Annotated in this window: 17 protein-coding genes and 3 tRNA genes; 14 read left to right on the forward strand and 6 right to left on the reverse strand. The window is 73.7% G+C overall.

The window, feature by feature from the left end:
* The first annotated feature begins 125 nt into the window (after window positions 1-125).
* Entirely contained in the window at window positions 126-1,169 is a 1,044-nt protein-coding gene (locus NL142_RS04280) for an NAD-dependent epimerase/dehydratase family protein (protein WP_435081107.1), read from the forward strand.
* Between the two features lie 39 nt (window positions 1,170-1,208).
* On the opposite strand, the gene NL142_RS04285 is transcribed toward NL142_RS04280, so the two are convergent.
* Window positions 1,209-2,030: a TspO/MBR family protein gene (locus tag NL142_RS04285; RefSeq protein WP_435081108.1), complete on the reverse strand. Its 822-nt coding sequence runs from the start codon at window positions 2,028-2,030 to the stop codon at window positions 1,209-1,211.
* A gap of 80 nt (window positions 2,031-2,110) precedes the next feature.
* Here NL142_RS04285 and NL142_RS04290 point away from each other — a divergent pair, with 80 nt between their 5' ends.
* Together NL142_RS04290 and NL142_RS04295 are read left to right on the forward strand one after the other, a co-directional pair.
* Window positions 2,111-2,617: a MarR family winged helix-turn-helix transcriptional regulator gene (locus tag NL142_RS04290; protein WP_435081109.1), complete on the forward strand. Its 507-nt coding sequence runs from the start codon at window positions 2,111-2,113 to the stop codon at window positions 2,615-2,617.
* Window positions 2,614-3,354 carry a YqjF family protein gene (locus NL142_RS04295; RefSeq protein WP_435081110.1) on the forward strand — a complete coding sequence of 247 codons (741 nt, stop codon included), beginning with the start codon at window positions 2,614-2,616 and terminating at the stop codon, window positions 3,352-3,354. The genes NL142_RS04290 and NL142_RS04295 overlap by 4 nt, the downstream gene beginning before the upstream one ends.
* A 31-nt stretch (window positions 3,355-3,385) precedes the next feature.
* On the opposite strand, the gene NL142_RS04300 is transcribed toward NL142_RS04295, so the two are convergent.
* The gene (locus tag NL142_RS04300; RefSeq protein WP_435081111.1) at window positions 3,386-5,221 is read right to left on the reverse strand and encodes a glycoside hydrolase family 15 protein; all 1,836 of its coding nucleotides are present in this window, start codon (window positions 5,219-5,221) and stop codon (window positions 3,386-3,388) included.
* Window positions 5,222-5,459: 238 nt separating this feature from the next.
* Here NL142_RS04300 and NL142_RS04305 point away from each other — a divergent pair, with 238 nt between their 5' ends.
* Window positions 5,460-5,993, forward strand: coding sequence for an O-acetyl-ADP-ribose deacetylase (locus NL142_RS04305; protein WP_435081113.1), 534 nt, complete (start codon window positions 5,460-5,462; stop codon window positions 5,991-5,993).
* A 64-nt stretch (window positions 5,994-6,057) separates the two neighbouring features.
* Here the strand turns inward: NL142_RS04305 and NL142_RS04310 are convergent.
* The 3 genes from NL142_RS04310 to NL142_RS04320 all read right to left on the reverse strand — a co-directional run bounded on the left by NL142_RS04310 (window position 6,058) and on the right by NL142_RS04320 (window position 6,376).
* Window positions 6,058-6,133: transfer RNA gene (locus NL142_RS04310), tRNA-Phe, on the reverse strand.
* Between the two features lie 69 nt (window positions 6,134-6,202).
* Window positions 6,203-6,279, reverse strand: a tRNA-Asp gene (locus NL142_RS04315).
* Window positions 6,280-6,300: 21 nt separating this feature from the next.
* A tRNA-Glu gene (locus NL142_RS04320) sits at window positions 6,301-6,376 on the reverse strand.
* Window positions 6,377-6,801: 425 nt separating this feature from the next.
* Between NL142_RS04320 and NL142_RS04325 the strand changes: the two genes are divergently transcribed.
* Both NL142_RS04325 and NL142_RS04330 read left to right on the forward strand, forming a co-directional pair.
* Window positions 6,802-8,100 carry a murein hydrolase activator EnvC family protein gene (locus tag NL142_RS04325; protein WP_435081114.1) on the forward strand — a complete coding sequence of 433 codons (1,299 nt, stop codon included), beginning with the start codon at window positions 6,802-6,804 and terminating at the stop codon, window positions 8,098-8,100.
* A 13-nt stretch (window positions 8,101-8,113) separates the two neighbouring features.
* Window positions 8,114-9,463 (forward strand): C40 family peptidase, encoded by a 1,350-nt coding sequence (locus NL142_RS04330; protein WP_435081115.1) that lies wholly within the window; start codon window positions 8,114-8,116, stop codon window positions 9,461-9,463.
* Window positions 9,464-9,586: 123 nt separating this feature from the next.
* Here the strand turns inward: NL142_RS04330 and NL142_RS04335 are convergent, their stop codons facing one another.
* Complete coding sequence (locus NL142_RS04335) at window positions 9,587-10,114, reverse strand: inorganic diphosphatase (RefSeq protein WP_194683184.1); 528 nt, start codon at window positions 10,112-10,114, stop codon at window positions 9,587-9,589.
* Between the two features lie 54 nt (window positions 10,115-10,168).
* Here NL142_RS04335 and tilS point away from each other — a divergent pair, with 54 nt between their 5' ends.
* The 8 genes from tilS to NL142_RS04375 all read left to right on the forward strand — a co-directional run bounded on the left by tilS (window position 10,169) and on the right by NL142_RS04375 (window position 17,471).
* Entirely contained in the window at window positions 10,169-11,194 is a 1,026-nt protein-coding gene (gene tilS, locus NL142_RS04340; protein ID WP_435081116.1) for a tRNA lysidine(34) synthetase TilS, read from the forward strand.
* 1 nt (window position 11,195) lies between these two features.
* A complete protein-coding gene (hpt, locus tag NL142_RS04345) occupies window positions 11,196-11,747 on the forward strand; it encodes a hypoxanthine phosphoribosyltransferase (RefSeq protein ID WP_043588313.1) in 552 nt (183 codons plus the stop codon).
* 157 nt (window positions 11,748-11,904) lie between these two features.
* Window positions 11,905-13,905, forward strand: coding sequence for an ATP-dependent zinc metalloprotease FtsH (ftsH, locus tag NL142_RS04350; RefSeq protein ID WP_012037529.1), 2,001 nt, complete (start codon window positions 11,905-11,907; stop codon window positions 13,903-13,905).
* 4 nt (window positions 13,906-13,909) lie between these two features.
* On the forward strand, window positions 13,910-14,494 hold the full coding sequence (folE, locus tag NL142_RS04355; RefSeq protein WP_435081117.1) for a GTP cyclohydrolase I: 585 nt from the start codon (window positions 13,910-13,912) through the stop codon (window positions 14,492-14,494).
* Window positions 14,491-15,363 (forward strand): dihydropteroate synthase, encoded by an 873-nt coding sequence (gene folP / locus NL142_RS04360; RefSeq protein ID WP_435081118.1) that lies wholly within the window; start codon window positions 14,491-14,493, stop codon window positions 15,361-15,363. Before folE ends, folP begins: the two co-directional genes overlap by 4 nt.
* 4 nt (window positions 15,364-15,367) lie before the next feature.
* A complete protein-coding gene (locus NL142_RS04365; RefSeq protein ID WP_435081119.1) occupies window positions 15,368-16,078 on the forward strand; it encodes a DUF3592 domain-containing protein in 711 nt (236 codons plus the stop codon).
* Window positions 16,072-16,992 carry a 2-amino-4-hydroxy-6-hydroxymethyldihydropteridine diphosphokinase gene (gene folK, locus NL142_RS04370; RefSeq protein ID WP_435081120.1) on the forward strand — a complete coding sequence of 307 codons (921 nt, stop codon included), beginning with the start codon at window positions 16,072-16,074 and terminating at the stop codon, window positions 16,990-16,992. The genes NL142_RS04365 and folK overlap by 7 nt, the downstream gene beginning before the upstream one ends.
* Window positions 16,989-17,471 carry a DUF3180 domain-containing protein gene (locus NL142_RS04375; RefSeq protein WP_435081121.1) on the forward strand — a complete coding sequence of 161 codons (483 nt, stop codon included), beginning with the start codon at window positions 16,989-16,991 and terminating at the stop codon, window positions 17,469-17,471. The genes folK and NL142_RS04375 overlap by 4 nt, the downstream gene beginning before the upstream one ends.
* The last annotated feature ends 4 nt before the right edge of the window (window positions 17,472-17,475 follow it).

The raw sequence follows: 17,475 nt of genomic DNA on the forward strand, positions 1-17,475 counted from the left end.
GTACCCGCGCCCCGGATGCCCGCAACCTTTCCCCCTCCGCGACGGGTGGGGAGGGCCCGGCGCGGGCGTAGCGTGCACGCAGGGCGCGGATCCGACCGGCGCCCCCTTCGATGACGAGGACCCTTGTGACCCCAGGCGCCGCCACCCTGTCCGTGCTCTACCTCGGCGGGACGGGCACCATCAGCTCCGCCTGCGTCCGGGCCTCCGTCGCCGCCGGGATGGACGTCATGGTCGTCAACCGCGGCGCCGACTCCCGGGGCCGCGGCACGCCCGAGGGGGTGACGAGCCGCGTCGCGGACGTGACGGATCCGGCCGCGCTGCTCGCCGCGATCGGCAACCGCACGTTCGACGCGGTCGTCGACTTCCTGTCCTTCGACGCCGCGGGCGCCGACCGCCGCGTCGAGCTCTTCGCCGGCCGCACCCGCCAGTTCGTCGCCATCAGCTCGGCGTCGATCTACCGCAAGCCCGCGCTCCAGACGCCCATCACCGAGTCGACGCTGCGCGCCAACCCGTTCCTCTCCTATGCGCGCGACAAGATCGCGATGGAGGATGCCTTCCTCCGCCACCACGCGGAGAGCGGCTTCCCCGTCGTGATCGTGCGCCCGTCGCACACCTACGACGAGGCGAGCCCGCCGCTCGCGGGCGACTGGACGGTCGTCGACCGCATCGCGCGCGGCGACGAGGTCGTGGTCCCCGGCGACGGCGCGTCGCTCTGGACGCTCACGCACGCGGACGACTTCGCGGTCGGCCTCGTCGGCATCCTCGGCGACGAGCGCGCGGTCGGCGAGGCGCTGCACATCACGAGCGACGACGTGATGACGTGGGACCGGATCCACCACCTCGTCGCCGACGCGCTCGGCGTCGAGGCGCGGCTGGTGCACGTGCCCGTCGAGCAGTTCCCGGTCGTCGAGCCAGACTGGGGCTGGTCGGAGCTCGTCGTCGGCGACCTGTCGCACAGCGCCGTCTTCGACACCACCCGCATCCGCCGTCTCGTGCCGGCGTTCCAGCCGCGCATACCGTTCCACCTCGCCGTCCGCGGCATCGTCGCGTGGCGGACCGCGCACCCCGAGCTCACGCGGCCGGACGCGGACACCGACCGCAGGATCCAGCGCCTCGTCGACGCGAAGCACGCGGCCGACGCCGCCTACCGCGCAGCCGCGGCGGGCTGATCGGGCGCCGGCCGACCCGCGGCCGGCCGGCGCGCGGCGCTAGCGGGTGGCGGCGACCGCGGGACGAGCGGCGGCCCGCCCGCTCCACCCGGCACGTGCGCGGGCGACCAGCGTCACGACCACGACCGCGGCGGCCGCCACGACAGCGGCCACGGCGGCGGGCGTCGACAGCAGCTCGCCCGTGAGGCGTCCGACGGCGACCCACGCGAGGCCCCACGCGATCGCCGCGGAGGGCGCGAGCCGCCCGCCGTCGCGGAGCGCGAGCACCGCGCCGACGAGGCCGGCGACCGCCAGCAGCACGATGGCCCAGGCGTCGCGCCCGGTGGTGCCCGGCTGGAAGCCCGACGCCGTGAGGATCGAGGCGATGTTCGCGATCGAGGCGACGCTCACCCACCCGAGGTAGAGGCCCATCGTGCCGTCGAGCACGACGCCCTCGACCGCGTTCCGTGGCCGCGTCGCCATGAGCGCGCGGAAGACCCACATCAGCGTCACGAGCAGCGCCACGATCACGACGCCGCTGAGCACGAGGAACCCGGCCTGCGCCGTGAGGATCCACACGGCGTTGAGCACGAGGGTCACGGCCACGGGGTAGCCGACGCGGCGCTGCCGCTCGTCGGCGCGCTGCGCGGGGAGCGCCTGCCAGATCGTGTACGCGACGAGGCCGAGGTAGATCACGCTCCAGATCGAGAACGCGGGACCGGCCGGCGCGACGGGCGTGTAGCTCGCGCTCAGGGCGCCGCTCGACGCGTTCTGGATGCTCTGGTCGCTGAACGCGCCCGACCCGAAGGCGGAGCCGATGACGGCGAACGCCATGCTCGAGATGACGACGATCTGCCGGACGATGTCCTTCACGGTGCCCATGCGGCCTGCTCCTCTACGATGGGATTGTCAGCAGGCGGATAGTAAGCCTGCTGACGATCACTGTAGCAGGAGGTGCGCGCATGGCAGCAGGGATGTCCGCCCAGGACGAGCTGGCGAGCTGGCCGACGGGTCGGCTGCTGTCCACGGCCGCGCGCGCGGTCGAGCACGCCTGGTCGGAGGCGCTCGCGACCCTCGGGGTCACGCACGCGGGCCTCATCGCGCTGCACCTGCTGCGCGACGGGCCGCTCAGCCAGATCCAGCTCGCCCGCTCCGCGCACGTCGAGACGCAGACCATGTCGCGCACGCTGGAGCGGCTGGAGCGGGAGGGGCTCGTGTCGCGCGCGCCGGATCCCGCCGACCGCCGCCGCCACGTCGTCGCGCGCACCGAGGCCGGCGCCGAGGCGTGGGAGCGCGCGCAGGCGCTCGAGCAGGATGTCGTCCCCGAGCTCGCCCGCTCGGAGGAGATGCGCCGCGGCCTCATCGACGTGATCCGTGCGGCCGGCCGCCCGGCGCCCGCCGCCGACGCATCGCCCGCGTCGCCTGCCGACACCGCCGCGCCCGCCTCCACCCCGGGGCACGCACGATGACCCGCCCCGCGGATCCCGTCTCCGCCGCCGCCCCCGACCTCCCCGGCCGCGCCGTCATCCGCCAGGTCTGGAGCGACCTCGCCTTCGTGCACTGGCGCGTGGATCCCGCGCTCGTCGCCCCGCTCCTCCCGCCGGGCACGCGCCCCGACGTGCACGACGGATCCAGCTGGGTCGGCCTCATCCCATTCGTCCTGTCCCGCAGCGCCTTCCCTCCCCTGCCCGCCGTGCCGTGGGCCGGGACCTTCGCCGAGCTCAACGTGCGCCTCTACAGCGTGGGCGACGACGGCCGCCGCGGCGTGGTCTTCCGCTCGCTCGAGGCCGCGAAGCTCCTGCCGACGATCGGCGCGCGCGTGGGCCTCGGCCTGCCCTACATGTGGGCGTCGATGACGCACGAGGAGCACGACGGCGTCGTCACCTACACGTCCCGCCGGCACACGGGCACCCGCCCGTCGTCGCGCATCTCGGTGCGCCCGCTCAGCGAGGAGGTGGAGGGGGATCCCCTCGCCGACTTCCTCACCGCGCGCTGGGGCATGCACGTGGCCCGCGGCGGCGTCACGCGGTACTGGCCGAACACGCACGACGCGTGGACCCTGGAGCGCGCCGAGCTGGTCGGCCTCGACGACGAGCTGGTCGCGGCGGCGGGCCTCCCCGGCATCGTCGACCGCGCGCCCGACTCGGTGCTCTTCTCCCGCGGCGTCCGCACGGAGTTCGCCGGCCCTCTCCGCCCGCGCGCGTAGCCCGCGGCGCGGGCGGCGCGGGCGGCCCGCGCTACCGCTTCGCGCGCGGCGTCCGCGTCGACCGCGTCCGCCCGTGCGACAGCTCGTCGATCGTGAGCGCGGCGCTCACGAGCGCGAGGTGGCTGAGCCCCTGCGGCAGGTTCCCGAGGAACGCGTGGTCGTCGGCGTCGATCATCTCGGAGTACAGCCCCACGTCGTTGCCGAGCTCGACCAGCTCGTCCATGAGCTCGCGCGCCTCGTCCATCCGCCCGACGCACGCGTAGGCGCCCGCCAGCCAGAAGGCGCACGCCGTGAACGTGCCCTCCTCCTCGGGCATGCCGGAGTAGCGGTACAGCAGCGGCCCGCGGCCGAGCTCCGAGCGCAGCGCGTCGAGCGTGGAGGACATGCGCTCGCCGCGGTCGAAGCCGGAGATCGAGTGCAGCAGGATGCTCGCGTCGAGCCGCTGGCTGCCCGGGTGCATCACGTAGGCGCCGCGACCCTCGTCCCAGCACTCCTCCTCGACCCACGTGCGGATCCGGTCGCGCTCGGCCCGCCACCGGTCCGGCACGCCGGGGATCTGGCCGAGCTCGGCGAGCTCGACGGCGCAGTCGAGCGCCTGCCAGCAGCCGAGCTTCGAGGTCGTGTAGTGCTGCTCGTCCTCGAGCTCCCACATGCCGGCGTCGCGCTTCTGCCACATGTCGCAGGTGCGGTCGGCGAAGGTCGCGAGGAGGCGGCCGGTGTCGGCGTCGAGCACGTTGCCGTCGCGGACGTAGGTGCGCACCACGTCGAACAGGTCGCCGAACACGCCCAGCTGCAGCTGGGACTGCGCGTCGTTGCCGTCGACGACGGGCCCGACGCCGCGCCAACCCGGCACCTCCGGGTTCGAGCTGCCCTCGGGCACGCCGCCCTCGAGCGAGTAGAAGACGTGGAGGTCCGGGCCGTTGTCGCGGATGGTGCGGAGCATCCAGGAGACCGCCGCGTGCGTCTCCTCCCGGAGCCCGAACTTCACGAGCGCGTTCACCGTGTACGCGAGGTCGCGCACCCAGGCGAAGCGGTAGTCCCAGTTCTTGCCGCCGCCCATGCGCTCGGGCAGCGAGGTCGTCGCGGCCGCGGCGATGGATCCGGTGGGCGCGTGCACGAGCAGCTTGAGCGCGAGGGCGCTGCGCTGCACGGCCTCGGCCCACTCGCCCTCGTAGCGGAACTCGGCGCTCCAGCCCTCCCAGTTGCGGATGGTGCGGTCGATGCCCTCGTCCACGATCTCGGGGTTCGGGATCCGCACGGGCTCCCGCTCGGTCCCGACCATCGTGAGGACGTGGCGCGATCCCTCCTTCGCGGTGAACGCGCCGGACAGCGACTGCGTCCCGGGCTCGGCGGGCCCGTGGTCGAGGCCGACGACCGCGAGCGTCACGCCGTCCACCCGGATGACGGGCCCGTTGTGCGTCGACTGCACCCACGGCGACGACGTGCCGAGCGCCGTCCCGGGCGCGACGAGCCAGCTCATGGCCACCTCGCCCGTGAGTCCCTCGATCCGCCGCCCGAGCTCCGACCACGGCAGCCGACCGGCGACGCCCGTGACCAGCGCGTCGGTCACGCGCACGCTGCCGGACGCCGTGGTGAACGTGGTGGTGAGCACGTTGGTGCCGGGCACGTAGGCGCGGGTCACCTCGAACGCCTCGTCGGGCCGCAGCGTGATCCGGCCGCCGTGCGGGGCGTCGAGGATCGCGGCGAACGCGGGCGGCGTGTGCAGGTTCGGCAGCGGCAGCCAGTCGATGTCCCCGTCCTCGGCGATGAGCGCGACGGTGCGCCCGTCCCCGATGGCGGCGTAGCTGCGGAGCGCGACGTAGCCGTCGATGCGCTCGGGTGCGGGGCGGGATGCGGACGTGGCCATGAGACTCCTGTCGACGCCGGCAGGAGGGCACCGACCCCTCCAGTATCCCCGGGACGCCTCCGCGCGACCGGGCCGCCGACCGGACGCGGACACGGCGGGCCGGCCAATCCCTTCTTCCCCGGGCTCCGAATACCGCCGATGTGCCCGGAGCCCACCCGAACGGTTCCGGTCGCGGCCCGTCGGACAGCGTCGTCCGCGCGGGTCTCCTCCCCGCCCTGATGCGGGCCAGGCTGGATCCATGACGCTCCTCGAGGCCGTGCGCGGCGACATCACCCGGCAGGACGTGGACGCGATCGTCAACGCCGCGAACTCGTCGCTCCTCGGCGGCGGGGGAGTGGACGGCGCGATCCACCGCGCGGCCGGGCCCGAGCTGCTCGCCGCCTGCCGCCGCATCCGCGCCGACGAGCTGCCCGACGGCCTGCCGGCGGGCGACGCCATCGCGACGCCCGGCTTCCGCCTGCCCGCGCGCCAGGTCATCCACACCGTCGGCCCGGTCTGGTCGGCATCCGACGACCGCACCGCGGTGCTCGCGAGCGCCTACCGCCGGTCGATCGAGGTGGCTGCCACCCTCGGGATCCGCAGCGTCGCCTTCCCCGCGGTCTCGGCCGGCGTCTACGGCTGGCCGGTCGACGACGCGGCGCGCGTGGCGGTGTCCGCTGTGCGGGGTGCGCTCGCCGACGGCGCGGGCGACGGGATCGAGCTGGTGCGCTTCGTCCTGTTCTCCGACGAGGTGCTCGCGGCCTTCGTGGCGGCGATCGCCTCCGACGCCTGACGCCGGACTGGGCCGGGAGAGAAGAGGAACGCCGGCCCTGCCGTCTGTGACGGGGACCGGCGGATGGTGCCTGGACGCGGCGTCGATCCGCGGACCTTTCGATTTTCAGTCGAACGCTCTACCAACTGAGCTACCCAGGCGAGCGGGCGGCTTGCGAGAAGACGCCCACATCGGACAGAAGCCCTCTCGTGAGAGAGGGCTCATATCCGTGGCGACCCTGACGGGACTTGAACCCGCGACCTCCGCCGTGACAGGGCGGCACGCTAACCAGCTGCGCTACAGGGCCTTGCATGTCGATCACATTGCCTGGTGACCCCAACGGGATTCGAACCCGTGTTAACGCCGTGAAAGGGCGCCGTCCTAGGCCACTAAACGATGGGGCCGCTCGCCCTGGCGGACCAGGTCTCGCAGCAACCGACACGTCAGCATAACCGCACTCCGGGCGAGGACTCAAATCGGCCGGGCCCGCACGGGCCCCGACCGCGCGGGCATGCGGATCGGGCGGCGTGTCGGCTCCACGCTCGGAGGCTCCGCGACCGCGTCGTCCGGGCGCTCCACGGCCTCCTGCCAGGTTCGCGACACGGCCGGCGCGCTGCCCCGGCGGCACCCTGCCGCGGGGCTAGCCTTCGGTCGACCCTCCCGGGGAGGGGATCCCTGCGTGGATCCCCGCAACGGCGCGATGTGCGCCGCGCACCCCCGTTGCTACTGTGAGAGCCGGTGATGGCGTGACGGATGTGATCCGCGCTCCCCGCCGGCCCTGCAGGGAGGCACAGCCGGCCAGCCGGGCGACACGATGATTTGGACCACCATGCACCATGACCTCCTCCGGAGCTCGCGCACCGCGGGCGCGCGTCGACCGCGCCCGCGCGGCCGCCGCAGCCTCCAGGCCGTCGTCGCCATCGCCGCCGTGCTCCTGACCGGGTCGATCGCCGCTCCCGCCCACGCCGACACCTTCGCCTCGTGGGACGACGTGCAGAAGGCGCGCGGCGACGAGCAGGCGCAGCAGGCGCTCGTGCAGCGCATCGACGACGAGATCGCGTCGCTCCAGCAGCGCGTGAGCGACGCGCAGGACCTCGTGACGAAGCGCGGCGAGGAGCACGACAAGGCGCAGCAGGACGCCGACGACAAGTACCAGGAGACCGTCGAGCTGCAGCAGAAGGTCGACGCGGCGGACGCGAAGGCCACGAAGTCGCAGGAGCAGGCGGCGGGTCTCGCCAAGCAGCTCATGCGCTCCGGGGGGCAGAACCTCTCCGGCACGCTCCTCCTCAGCGAGGGCGACGGAACCGACGACCTCCTCGACAAGCTCGGCACCATGAGCAAGGTCGCCGAGAAGTCCGACCAGATCTACACGATCGCGCTCCAGGACCGCAACGCCGCGAAGTCGCTCAGCGACCAGGCGCAGGTCGCCCTCACCGAGCTCGACGCGCTGAAGGCCAAGGCCGAGCAGCTCCTCGCCGACGCCGCGCAGGCGCAGGCCGACCTGGAGCAGGCGCTCGAGGACCAGAGCGCGCAGAAGGCCGACGCCGACGCGAAGCTCCAGGTCATGTCGGAGAACCGCGAGGCGACGGAGGACGACTACCAGGCCGGCGTGCGCAGGCGCCAGGCCGACGCCGATGCGTTGGCCGCCAGCCAGGGCAGCGCCGCCGGCGGCATGTCGCCCGCCCCGATCAGTGCATCCGGCTGGACGGCTCCCCTCCCGGGGGCGCACACGAGCGGCTTCTACGGCCCGCGCTTCCACCCCATCCAGCACCGCATGCTCTTCCACGCCGGAGAGGACCTCGTCCTGGGCGCCAACACCTGCGGCGCCACGCAGTATGCCGTGCACGACGGGACGGTGGCGGCGGCGTTCTGGAACGGCGGCTACGGCAACTACCTCCGGATCGACTACGGCGGAGGCATCTCCTCCGCCTACGGCCACATCACCAACGGCGGCACGCTCGTGCACGTCGGCCAGCACGTCGTCGCGGGCCAGCCCGTCGCGATCACCGGCACCACCGGCGGCTCGACGGGCTGCCACGAGCACTTCGAGATCCGCATCAACGGGAATCCCACCGACCCGGTGGCGTTCATGCACGGCCAGGGCGTCTCCATCAGCAGCACGCATTGACATGAGGAACGACATGAACCACCTCCGCCCGACCACGGTCGTCATCTCCACGATCGCCGTGGGGGTGATCGCGGTGTCCAGCGGCGTCGCCGCCCAGACGGCGTTCGCCGCGACCGACTACCCCTCGTGGGCCGACGTCCAGGCGGCGAAGGCGAACCAGGCCGACACCCAGGCGGCCATCGACCGCGTGACCGAGCTGGTGACGGGGCTGCAGGTGTCCGCCGACCAGTCGAACAAGGCCGCGCTGATCGCGGGCGAGAAGTACGCCGAGGCGCAGGCCGCGCGCGACGCCAAGGCCGACGAGCTCGCGCGCCTGCAGAAGAAGGCCGACGAGGCGCAGGCCACGGCCCTCACCAGCCGGATGCGCGCCGGGCTCCTCGCGAGCCACCTCGCGCGGGCGGGCGGCCAGGACATCACGGCGAGCCTCTTCGCCTCAGACGGCGACGACGCGGAGGAGCTGCTGCGCTCGCTCGGCACGATGTCGAAGCTGTCCGAGAGCACGCAGTCCGTGTACCAGCAGGCGCTCGCCGACCGCAACAGCGCCGCGTCGCTGAGCCAGCAGGCGCAGGTGGCCAAGGACGATCTCGCCTCGCTCGCGGACGAGGCCCAGAAGGCGCTCGACGACGCGAACAGCGCCGCCGCGACCGCGCAGGCCGCCGTCACCGAGCAGACGCGCAACAGCGACCAGCTCATCGCGCAGCTGGCGCTCCTCAAGGACTCCACCTCGGAGATCGAGGCGCAGTACATCCAGGGCATCACGCAGCCGCCCATCCCCGCGGCCGTGGCAGCGCCCGCGCCGTCGTCCGGCGGATCCGGCTCGGGCGGCGGATCCTCGTCCGGCGGCGGCGGCTCGTCGTCCGGTGGCGGCTCTTCCTCCGGCGGCGGATCCAGCGCTCCCGCCCCCGTGACCCAGCAGCCGTCGCGTCCCGCGCCCGGCCCGGCGCCCGCGCCCGCCCCGGCTCCCGCTCCTGCCCCCGCGCCCTCGGGCAACGCCGCGCAGGTCGCCCTCGCGTTCGCGAAGGCCCAGCTCGGCGAGGCGTACGTGCTCGGCGGCGCGGGCCCCAACGTGTGGGATTGCTCGGGCCTCGTGATGATGGCGTACCGCGCAGCGGGCATCGACGTCGGCAGCCACTCGGTGAGCAGCCAGTACAACACCATGCAGGCCCGGGGTCGTCTCGTGCCGTTCTCGCAACGTCAGCCCGGCGACATCATCTTCTGGAACGACGGGAGCGGGTTCTACCACGACGCCCTCTCGATGGGCGGGAACACCATCATCGCGGCGCCGAAGCCCGGCGACGTGGTGAAGATCCAGAGCCTCTGGGGTGGCAGCGACATCATGCCGTACGTCGGCCGACCCGGCTGATCCCCGCCCGGCCGATCCCGGCCCGGCTCATCCGGCCCGGACGCGACGACGCCCGCCTCACCGCATCTGCTGCGGGGGCGGGCGTCGTCGTGTCAGCGGCGCGGGCTCAGGGGATGACGGGGATCAGGCGTCCTCGTCCGGCTCGCCGCCGTGGCCGTGGCCGTGGCCCTCGGCCTGGAGCTTCTCGAAGCCGGCCTGCACGATGCGCTCGGCCTCGGCCGCGTCGCCCCACCCCTCCGTCTTGACCCACTTGCCGGGCTCGAGGTCCTTGTAGTGCTCGAAGAAGTGCTCGATCTCGTTGCGCGTCTGCTGCGGCACGTCGTCGATGTCCTGGATGTGCGCCCAGCGCGGGTCCTTGGCGGGCACGCCGATGACCTTGGAGTCGATGCCGGCCTCGTCGCTCATGTTGAACACGCCGACCGGGCGGATGGAGACGCCGACGCCGGGGAAGACCGGGTACTCGAGGAGCACGAGCACGTCGACGGGGTCGCCGTCGAGGCCCAGCGTGTTCTCGAAGTAGCCGTAGTCGGTGGGGTAGACGAACGACGTGAAGAGCACCCGGTCCAGGTACACGCGACCCGTCTCGTGGTCGACCTCGTACTTGTTGCGGGACCCCTTGGGGATTTCGACGACGACGTCGTAGCTGGCCATGCGCGTGCTCCTCGTGGTTCTGACGTGGGCGGATTGCTGCCATAACGTTAGTGGATGCCCTCCGAGCGCCCCCGTCTCACCCCCGCCGTCGCGGACCTCAGGCGGGCGGTCCGCGAGGCGCTCGCCCGGCTCGACCCGTCCTCGTCCCGACCCGTCCTCGTCGCCCTCTCCGGCGGCGCCGACTCGCTCGCCCTCGCCGCGGCCGCCGCCTTCGAGGGTCCCCGCGCGGGCGTCGCCGCGGGTGCCGTCGTCGTCGACCACGGGCTGCAGGACGGATCCGCGGCGGTCGCCGAGCGGGCCGCCGACGCCGCGCGCGCCATCGGCCTCGCGCCGGTCGTCGTGATGCGCGTGCGGGTGGACAGGAGCGCGTCCGGCCCCGAGGCCGCCGCCCGGGCCGCCCGCTACGCCGCGTTCGACGACGCGCTCCGGGAGACCGGATCCCGCGCGCTGCTCCTCGCCCACACCCTCGACGACCAGGCGGAGACCGTCCTGCTCGGGCTCGCCCGCGGCTCCGGCGCCGCGAGCCTGCACGGCATGGCCGCGTCGACCCCCGCGCGCGCGGCCGACGCCGTGTACCTGCGGCCGCTGCTCGGGATCCGCGCGGCCGTCACCCGCGCCGCGTGCGCCGACCAGGGCCTCGACCCCTGGCAGGACCCGCAGAACGCGGATCCCGCCTACGCCCGGGTGCGCGTCCGCCACGAGGTGCTGCCGGTGCTCGAGCGCGAGCTCGGCCCCGGGATCGCGGAGGCCCTCGCCCGCACAGCCGACCAGCTGCGCGAGGACGACGACGCGCTCGAGCACTTCGCCGCCGAGATGATCGAGGAGATCGCCGACCACGCCGAGGCCGGCATCTCCCTCGAGGTGGCCTCGCTCCTGGCTGCGCCGCCCGCGCTGCGGCACCGGCTGATCCGCCTCGCCGCGCGGGAGGAGTTCGCGGCGCACCTCTCGCGGACGCACGTCCTGGAGGTCGCGCGGCTCGTCACCGACTGGCACGGGCAGGGGCCCGTCGACCTGCCGGGCGTTAGGGTCGTACGCAAGGACGGGCTCATCGTCCTCAGCGCCAGGACGACGGAAGAGTGACATGAGATCCACCGACATCGCCGACGACCTGACCGAGGTCCTCCACACCGAGGAGGAGATCCACGGCCGCATCGCCGAGATGTGCCGCGAGATCGAGCGCGACAACCCCGGGGAGGAGCTGCTCCTCGTGGGCGTGCTGAAGGGCGCGGTCATGGTCATGGCCGACCTCGCGCGCGAGCTCGAGCTGCCGATCCACATGGACTGGATGGCCGTCAGCTCCTACGGCTCCGGCACCAAGTCGAGCGGTGTCGTCCGCATCCTCAAGGACCTCGACGCCGACCTCACCGGCCGGCGCGTGCTCATCGTCGAGGACATCATCGACTCCGGGCTCACGCTCTCCTGGCTGCTCGCCAACCTGCGCTCGCGCGGCGCGGCGAGCGTCGAGGTGTGCGCCCTGCTGCGCAAGCCCGAGGCGGCGAAGATCGCGGTCGACGTGAAGTACGTGGGCTTCGAGATCCCGGACGACTTCGTGGTCGGCTACGGCCTCGACTTCGCCGAGCGCTACCGCAACCTCCGCGACGTGGCGATCCTCGCGCCGCACGTCTACAGCTGAGGCGCTCCGCCCCTCTTACCCGCCTCCATGCCGGCGCACGTTCGGCTGGCGGCGAACACCGCGGCCATGCTCAGACGGCCGCTTGTATCCTCGAGACATCTCGTCGCCGTACGGCGCGGCACGGGCAGAAAGGTGTCGGGCCCGCGCCCCTACGCTCATGAACTTCAAGAAACTCCTCCGCAGCCCGATCCTGATCGTCGTCCTCGCCATCGTCGTGGTGTCCGTGGGCTTCAGCCTCATCACCGGATCCGGCTACAAGACCATCACCACGCAGCACGGCCTCGAGCTGATCCAGGACGGCAAGGTCGCCTCCGCCAAGATCATCGACGGCGAGCAGCGGGTCGACCTCACGCTCGCAAGCGCAGACGGCGACAACGGCACCATGGTGCAGTTCAACTACGTCGCGCAGCGCGGCGGCGAGATCGTCTCCGCCATCACGACCGCGAACCCCGCCGAGGGCTTCGACGACCAGGTGCCGCAGCCGAGCTGGCTGCTGTCGGCGTTCAGCATCCTGCTGCCGCTGCTGCTCATCGGCTTCTTCATCTGGATCATGTTCTCCGGCATGCAGGGCGGCGGGAACCGCGTCATGCAGTTCGGCAAGTCGAAGGCGAAGCTCGCCTCCAAGGACTCGCCCAAGGTCACGTTCGCGGACGTCGCCGGGTCGGACGAGGCCATCGAGGAGCTCGAGGAGATCAAGGACTTCCTCAAGGAGCCCGCCAAGTTCCAGGCCGTCGGCGCCCGCATCCCCAAGGGCGTGCTGCTCTACGGCCCTCCCGGCACCGGCAAGACCCTGCTCGCGCGCGCCGTCGCGGGCGAGGCCGGCGTGCCCTTCTACTCGATCTCCGGATCCGACTTCGTCGAGATGTTCGTGGGCGTCGGCGCGAGCCGCGTGCGCGACCTGTTCGAGCAGGCGAAGCAGAACGCGCCGGCCATCATCTTCGTCGACGAGATCGATGCGGTCGGCCGCCACCGCGGCGCCGGCGTCGGCGGCGGCAACGACGAGCGCGAGCAGACCCTCAACCAGCTCCTGGTGGAGATGGACGGCTTCGACGTCAAGACCAACGTCATCCTCATCGCGGCCACCAACCGGCCCGACGTGCTCGACCCCGCGCTGCTGCGCCCGGGCCGCTTCGACCGCCAGATCGGCGTCGACGCCCCCGACCTGCAGGGCCGCAAGCAGATCCTCGAGGTGCACGGGCGCGGCAAGCCGCTCGCCGCGGGCGTCGACCTCGAGGTCCTCGCGCGGAAGACCCCGGGGTTCACGGGCGCCGACCTCGCGAACGTCCTCAACGAGGCCGCTCTCCTGACGGCGCGCTCGAACGCGCAGCTCATCGACGACCGTGCGCTCGACGAGGCCGTGGACCGCGTCATGGCCGGGCCCCAGCGCCGCAGCCGCATCATGCGCGACCACGAGAAGCTCATCACCGCGTACCACGAGGGCGGCCACGCGCTCGCGGCGGCGGCCATGAACAACACGGATCCCGTGACCAAGGTCACGATCCTGCCGCGCGGCCGCGCCCTCGGCTACACGATGGTGCTCCCGCTCGAGGACAAGTACTCCGTCACCCGCAACGAGCTCCTCGACCAGCTCGCGTATGCCATGGGCGGCCGCGTCGCGGAGGAGATCGTGTTCCACGACCCGACCACTGGCGCGTCGAACGACATCGAGAAGGCCACGTCGACCGCGCGTCGCATGGTCACCGAGTACGGCATGAGCGCCAAGGTCGGATCCGTGAAGCTCGGCTCCAGCTCCGGTGAGCCGTTCCTCGGGCGCGACCTCGGCGGCAGCCGCGACTACTCGGAGGACATGGCCCTCACGGTCGACGCCGAGGTGCGCGCGCTCCTCGACGGCGCGCACGACGAGGCGTGGCAGGTCATCAACGACAACCGCGACGTGCTCGACCGCCTGGCCACCGAGCTCCTCGAGAAGGAGACGCTCGACCACGACCAGCTCGCGGCGATCTTCGCGGACGTCAAGAAGCTGCCGCCGCGCCCACAGTGGCTCTCGAGCGACAAGCGCCCGCTCTCCGACCTGCCGCCCGTGGCCATGCCGCAGAAGGCTCCCATCGACCAGGGCGTCGTCGACGGCGCGGTCGACTCGGAGCCGCCGGCCGGCAAGCCGAAGCGCTCGCCCTTCCCGCGCCCCGCGACGGCCTGATCCGGTGAGCGTCGACCGGGCGCGCATCGAGGCGGCCGTGGCCGAGCTGATCCTGGCCATCGGCGAGGATCCGGGCCGGGAGGGCCTCGCGACCACCCCGGCGCGGGTGGCCGAGGCGTACGCGGAGTTCTTCTCGGGGGTCGGCACGGATCCGCTCCGGCACCTGCGCGAGACGTTCCCGCTGCCGGAGACGGACGCGGCGCCGCAGCCCGTGATCGTGACCGGGGTGGCGTTCCGCTCCATCTGCGAGCACCACCTGCTGCCGTTCACCGGCGTCGCGCACCTGGCCTACGTGCCGGGGGAGCGGATCGTCGGCCTCGGCCGGCTGCCGCGCGTGGTCGACGACCTCGCGTCGCGGCCGCAGATGCAGGAGCGGCTGGGCGAGCAGATCGCCGAGGCGCTGGAGCGCGGCCTCGGGGCGCGCGGCGTGGCCGTGATCCTCGACGCGACGCACGGCTGCGTCACCGCGCGGGGCACCCGGCAGGCCGGCAGCACGACGATCACCATCGCGGCGCGCGGATCCCTCGCCGAGCCCGCGGCACGCGCCGAGGTCCTCGCGCTGCTCCCCACCGCGGCCGGCCGGGCGTGATCGTGGCCGCGCCGCGCACGCTCGTCATGGGGATCCTCAACGCGACCCCCGACTCCTTCAGCGACGGCGGCCGCCACCTCGCCCTCGACGACGCGCTCGCGCACGCGCGGCGGATGGTCGCCGCGGGCGCCGACCTCGTGGACGTGGGCGGGGAGTCCACCCGCCCGGGCGCCCTCCGCGTGGACGCCGACGAGGAGCTCCGGCGTGTGCTGCCCGTCGTGCGGGAGCTCGCCGCGGAGGGGATCGCCGTGAGCGTCGACACCATGCGCGCCGCGACCGCGGAGGCCTGCATCGGCGCGGGGGCGCGTGTCGTCAACGACGTCTCCGGGGGCCTCGCGGATCCGCGGATGGCCGTCGTCGTCGCCGGCGTCGACGTCGACTACGTCGCCATGCACTGGCGGGGCCACAGCGACACGATGGCCGCGCGCGCGGCCTACGCCGACACGGTCTCCGAGGTGCGCGACGAGCTGCACGCGCGGGTCGCCGCTCTCGTCGCCGCGGGGCTGGATCCCGCCCGCATCGTCCTCGATCCGGGCCTCGGCTTCGCCAAGGACGCGGCGCACGACTGGCAGCTGCTCGGATCCCTCGACGCGTTCACCGGCCTCGGCCACCGCGTGCTCGTGGGCGCCTCCCGCAAGCGCTTCCTCGGCCGGCTGCTCCCGGAGGGCGCGGGCGTCGAGGAGCGCGACGTGCCGACCGCGGTCGTCAGCGCCCTGTCCGCGCGCTCCGGGGCGTGGGCCGTGCGCGTGCACGACGTCGCGTCCACCCGCGCCGCGCTCGCGGTCGAGGCCGCGTGGTCGCGCGGCCGTGCCGAGGCGCTCGACGCCGGATCCGCCGGGCCGTCCGCCGTCGCCGGTCTGTCAGAGTAGGAGCATGAGCGCCGTGAGCCAGGACCGTGTCGTCGTCGCCCCGCAGGCGGTGCTCGTCCGCACCGCGGTCGCCGCGCTCGTCGCGTCCGTGATCCTGGGCGTCGGCCTGACCGTCCCGGCCGACGTCGCCGCCGACTCGGGCGCCGCGATCGTCGTGGCGAAGGTCGTGGCCATCGTGCTGGGGCTGATCGGCTCGCTCGGCAGCGCCTACGCGTCCGTCGTGCTGATGTCTCCCGTGCTCACCACCGTGGGCGCCCTGCTCTGGCCGACCGCCGTGGTGCTGCTCGGCACGCCGCTCGGCATCGTGTGCGCCCTCGCCTTCGCGCCGGTCGCCCCCGAGGGCGACGCGTCGAACCCCGTCCTCGCGCTGGTCGCCGCCGTGCTCGCGGTCCTCGGGATCGCCGCCGCGATCGCCTGCGCCGTCGTCCAGCGCCGTGTCGCGCGCCTCGCCGCCAACGCCCGCCGCGTGACCGAGACCGGCCGCCGCACCTCCGCGATCGTCACGGCCGTCCAGCGCCTCGACGGATCCGGCGACGCCGTCCGCGCGCGTCTCACGGTCGCGTTCACCGACGGCGACGGCCGCGACCACCACGTCACGCGCACCGTCACCACGGCCGACCGCCTGCTCCCGGCCGTCGGCGGCAAGCTCCCGCTCTGGTACGACCCGGCCGCCCCGGGCGACCTCCCGTCCATCGTCGTGGGCCGCTCATGGTGACCGGGCTCCCGACCGACCGCATCCTCCTCACCGGCCTCCGCGTGCACGCCCACCACGGCGTCTTCGCCGAGGAGCGCCGCGACGGCCAGCCGTTCGTGATCGACCTCGAGGTCGCTCTCGACCTGGCGCCGGCCGGCGGCAGCGACGAGCTCGGCCGCACGCTGCACTACGGCGAGCTGGCCGACGAGGTCGCCGCGGCGGCCGAGCGCGATCCCGTCGACCTCATCGAGACGCTCGCCGAGCGCGTCGCGGGCGTTGTGCTCGCGCATCCCGTCGCCCGGTGGGTGCGCGTCACCGTGCACAAGCCGGACGCGCCGATCGCGGTGCCGTTCGACGACGTGGCCGTCGTCATCGATCGGGCGTCCACGCGGCCCGCGCCGGGCGAGACCGTGCGCGCGGTCGTGGCCGTGGGATCCAACCTGGGCGACCGGCGCGCGACCATCGAGCGCGCGCTGGCCCTGGTCGACGAGGTGCCCGGCCTCCGCGTCGTGCGCTCCTCGGATCTCGTGGAGTCCGTCGCCGTGACGCCCGAGGGGGAGGACCCGACGAAGCCCGGCTACCTCAACGGCGTCGCGCTGGTCGACTCCGCGCTCGGTCCGCACGCGCTGCTCGACGCGCTGGCCGGGATCGAGCGCGACCTCGGCCGCGTGCGCGCCGAGCGCTGGGGCGACCGCACGATCGACCTCGACGTCATCGCGTACGGCGACGCGCGGATCCACGACGAGCGCCTCACGCTGCCCCACCCGCGCGCCGCCGAGCGCGCCTTCGTGCTCGGGCCCTGGCTGCGGGCGGATCCCGACGCGGAGCTGCCCGGCCTGGGCCGCGTCGACGCGCTGCTCGCCGCGCTCGAGCCCGCACCCGCACCCGCGCCCGCACCCGCGCCCGCACCCGCTGCCGCGGAGGCCCGCGCATGACCCGCACGCGCTCCACCACCCTCATCGCCCTGCTCATCGCGGGCGCGGCCGTCGGCTGGTTCGCCGAGAACGCGCTCGTCATGAGCGGACGCGCGCTCCTGATCCCGCCGCTCACGCTCGGCGCGACCCTCCTGATCGTGGGGATCGTGCTGCTCGCGCTGGCCCGCCCCATCCGACGCTCGACGCTCGGGCGCACCCCGGGACGCGTCGATCCGTTCCGCGCCACGCGCGTCGTGCTGCTCGCGAAGGCGTCGGCGCTCGCGGGCGCGCTGCTCACCGGGATCACCGGCGGGGTGCTGGCCTTCGTGCTGGCCCGGCCGGTGCTGCCCGGCGCGTCCTCCGTCGGGCTCGCGGTGGCCGGTACGGTGGGAGCCGTCGTCCTCCTCGTCGCCGGGCTGGTCGCCGAGCACTGGTGCACGGTCCCGCCCGACGACCGGGACGACTCGCGCCCCGGGGATCCGGCGCGCGAGCCCTCGTAGGACC

Origin of the sequence: Clavibacter quasicaliforniensis, from assembly GCF_051201715.1 — a bacterium.
In the GTDB taxonomy this organism is placed as follows: Bacteria; Actinomycetota; Actinomycetes; order Actinomycetales; family Microbacteriaceae; genus Clavibacter; species Clavibacter seminis.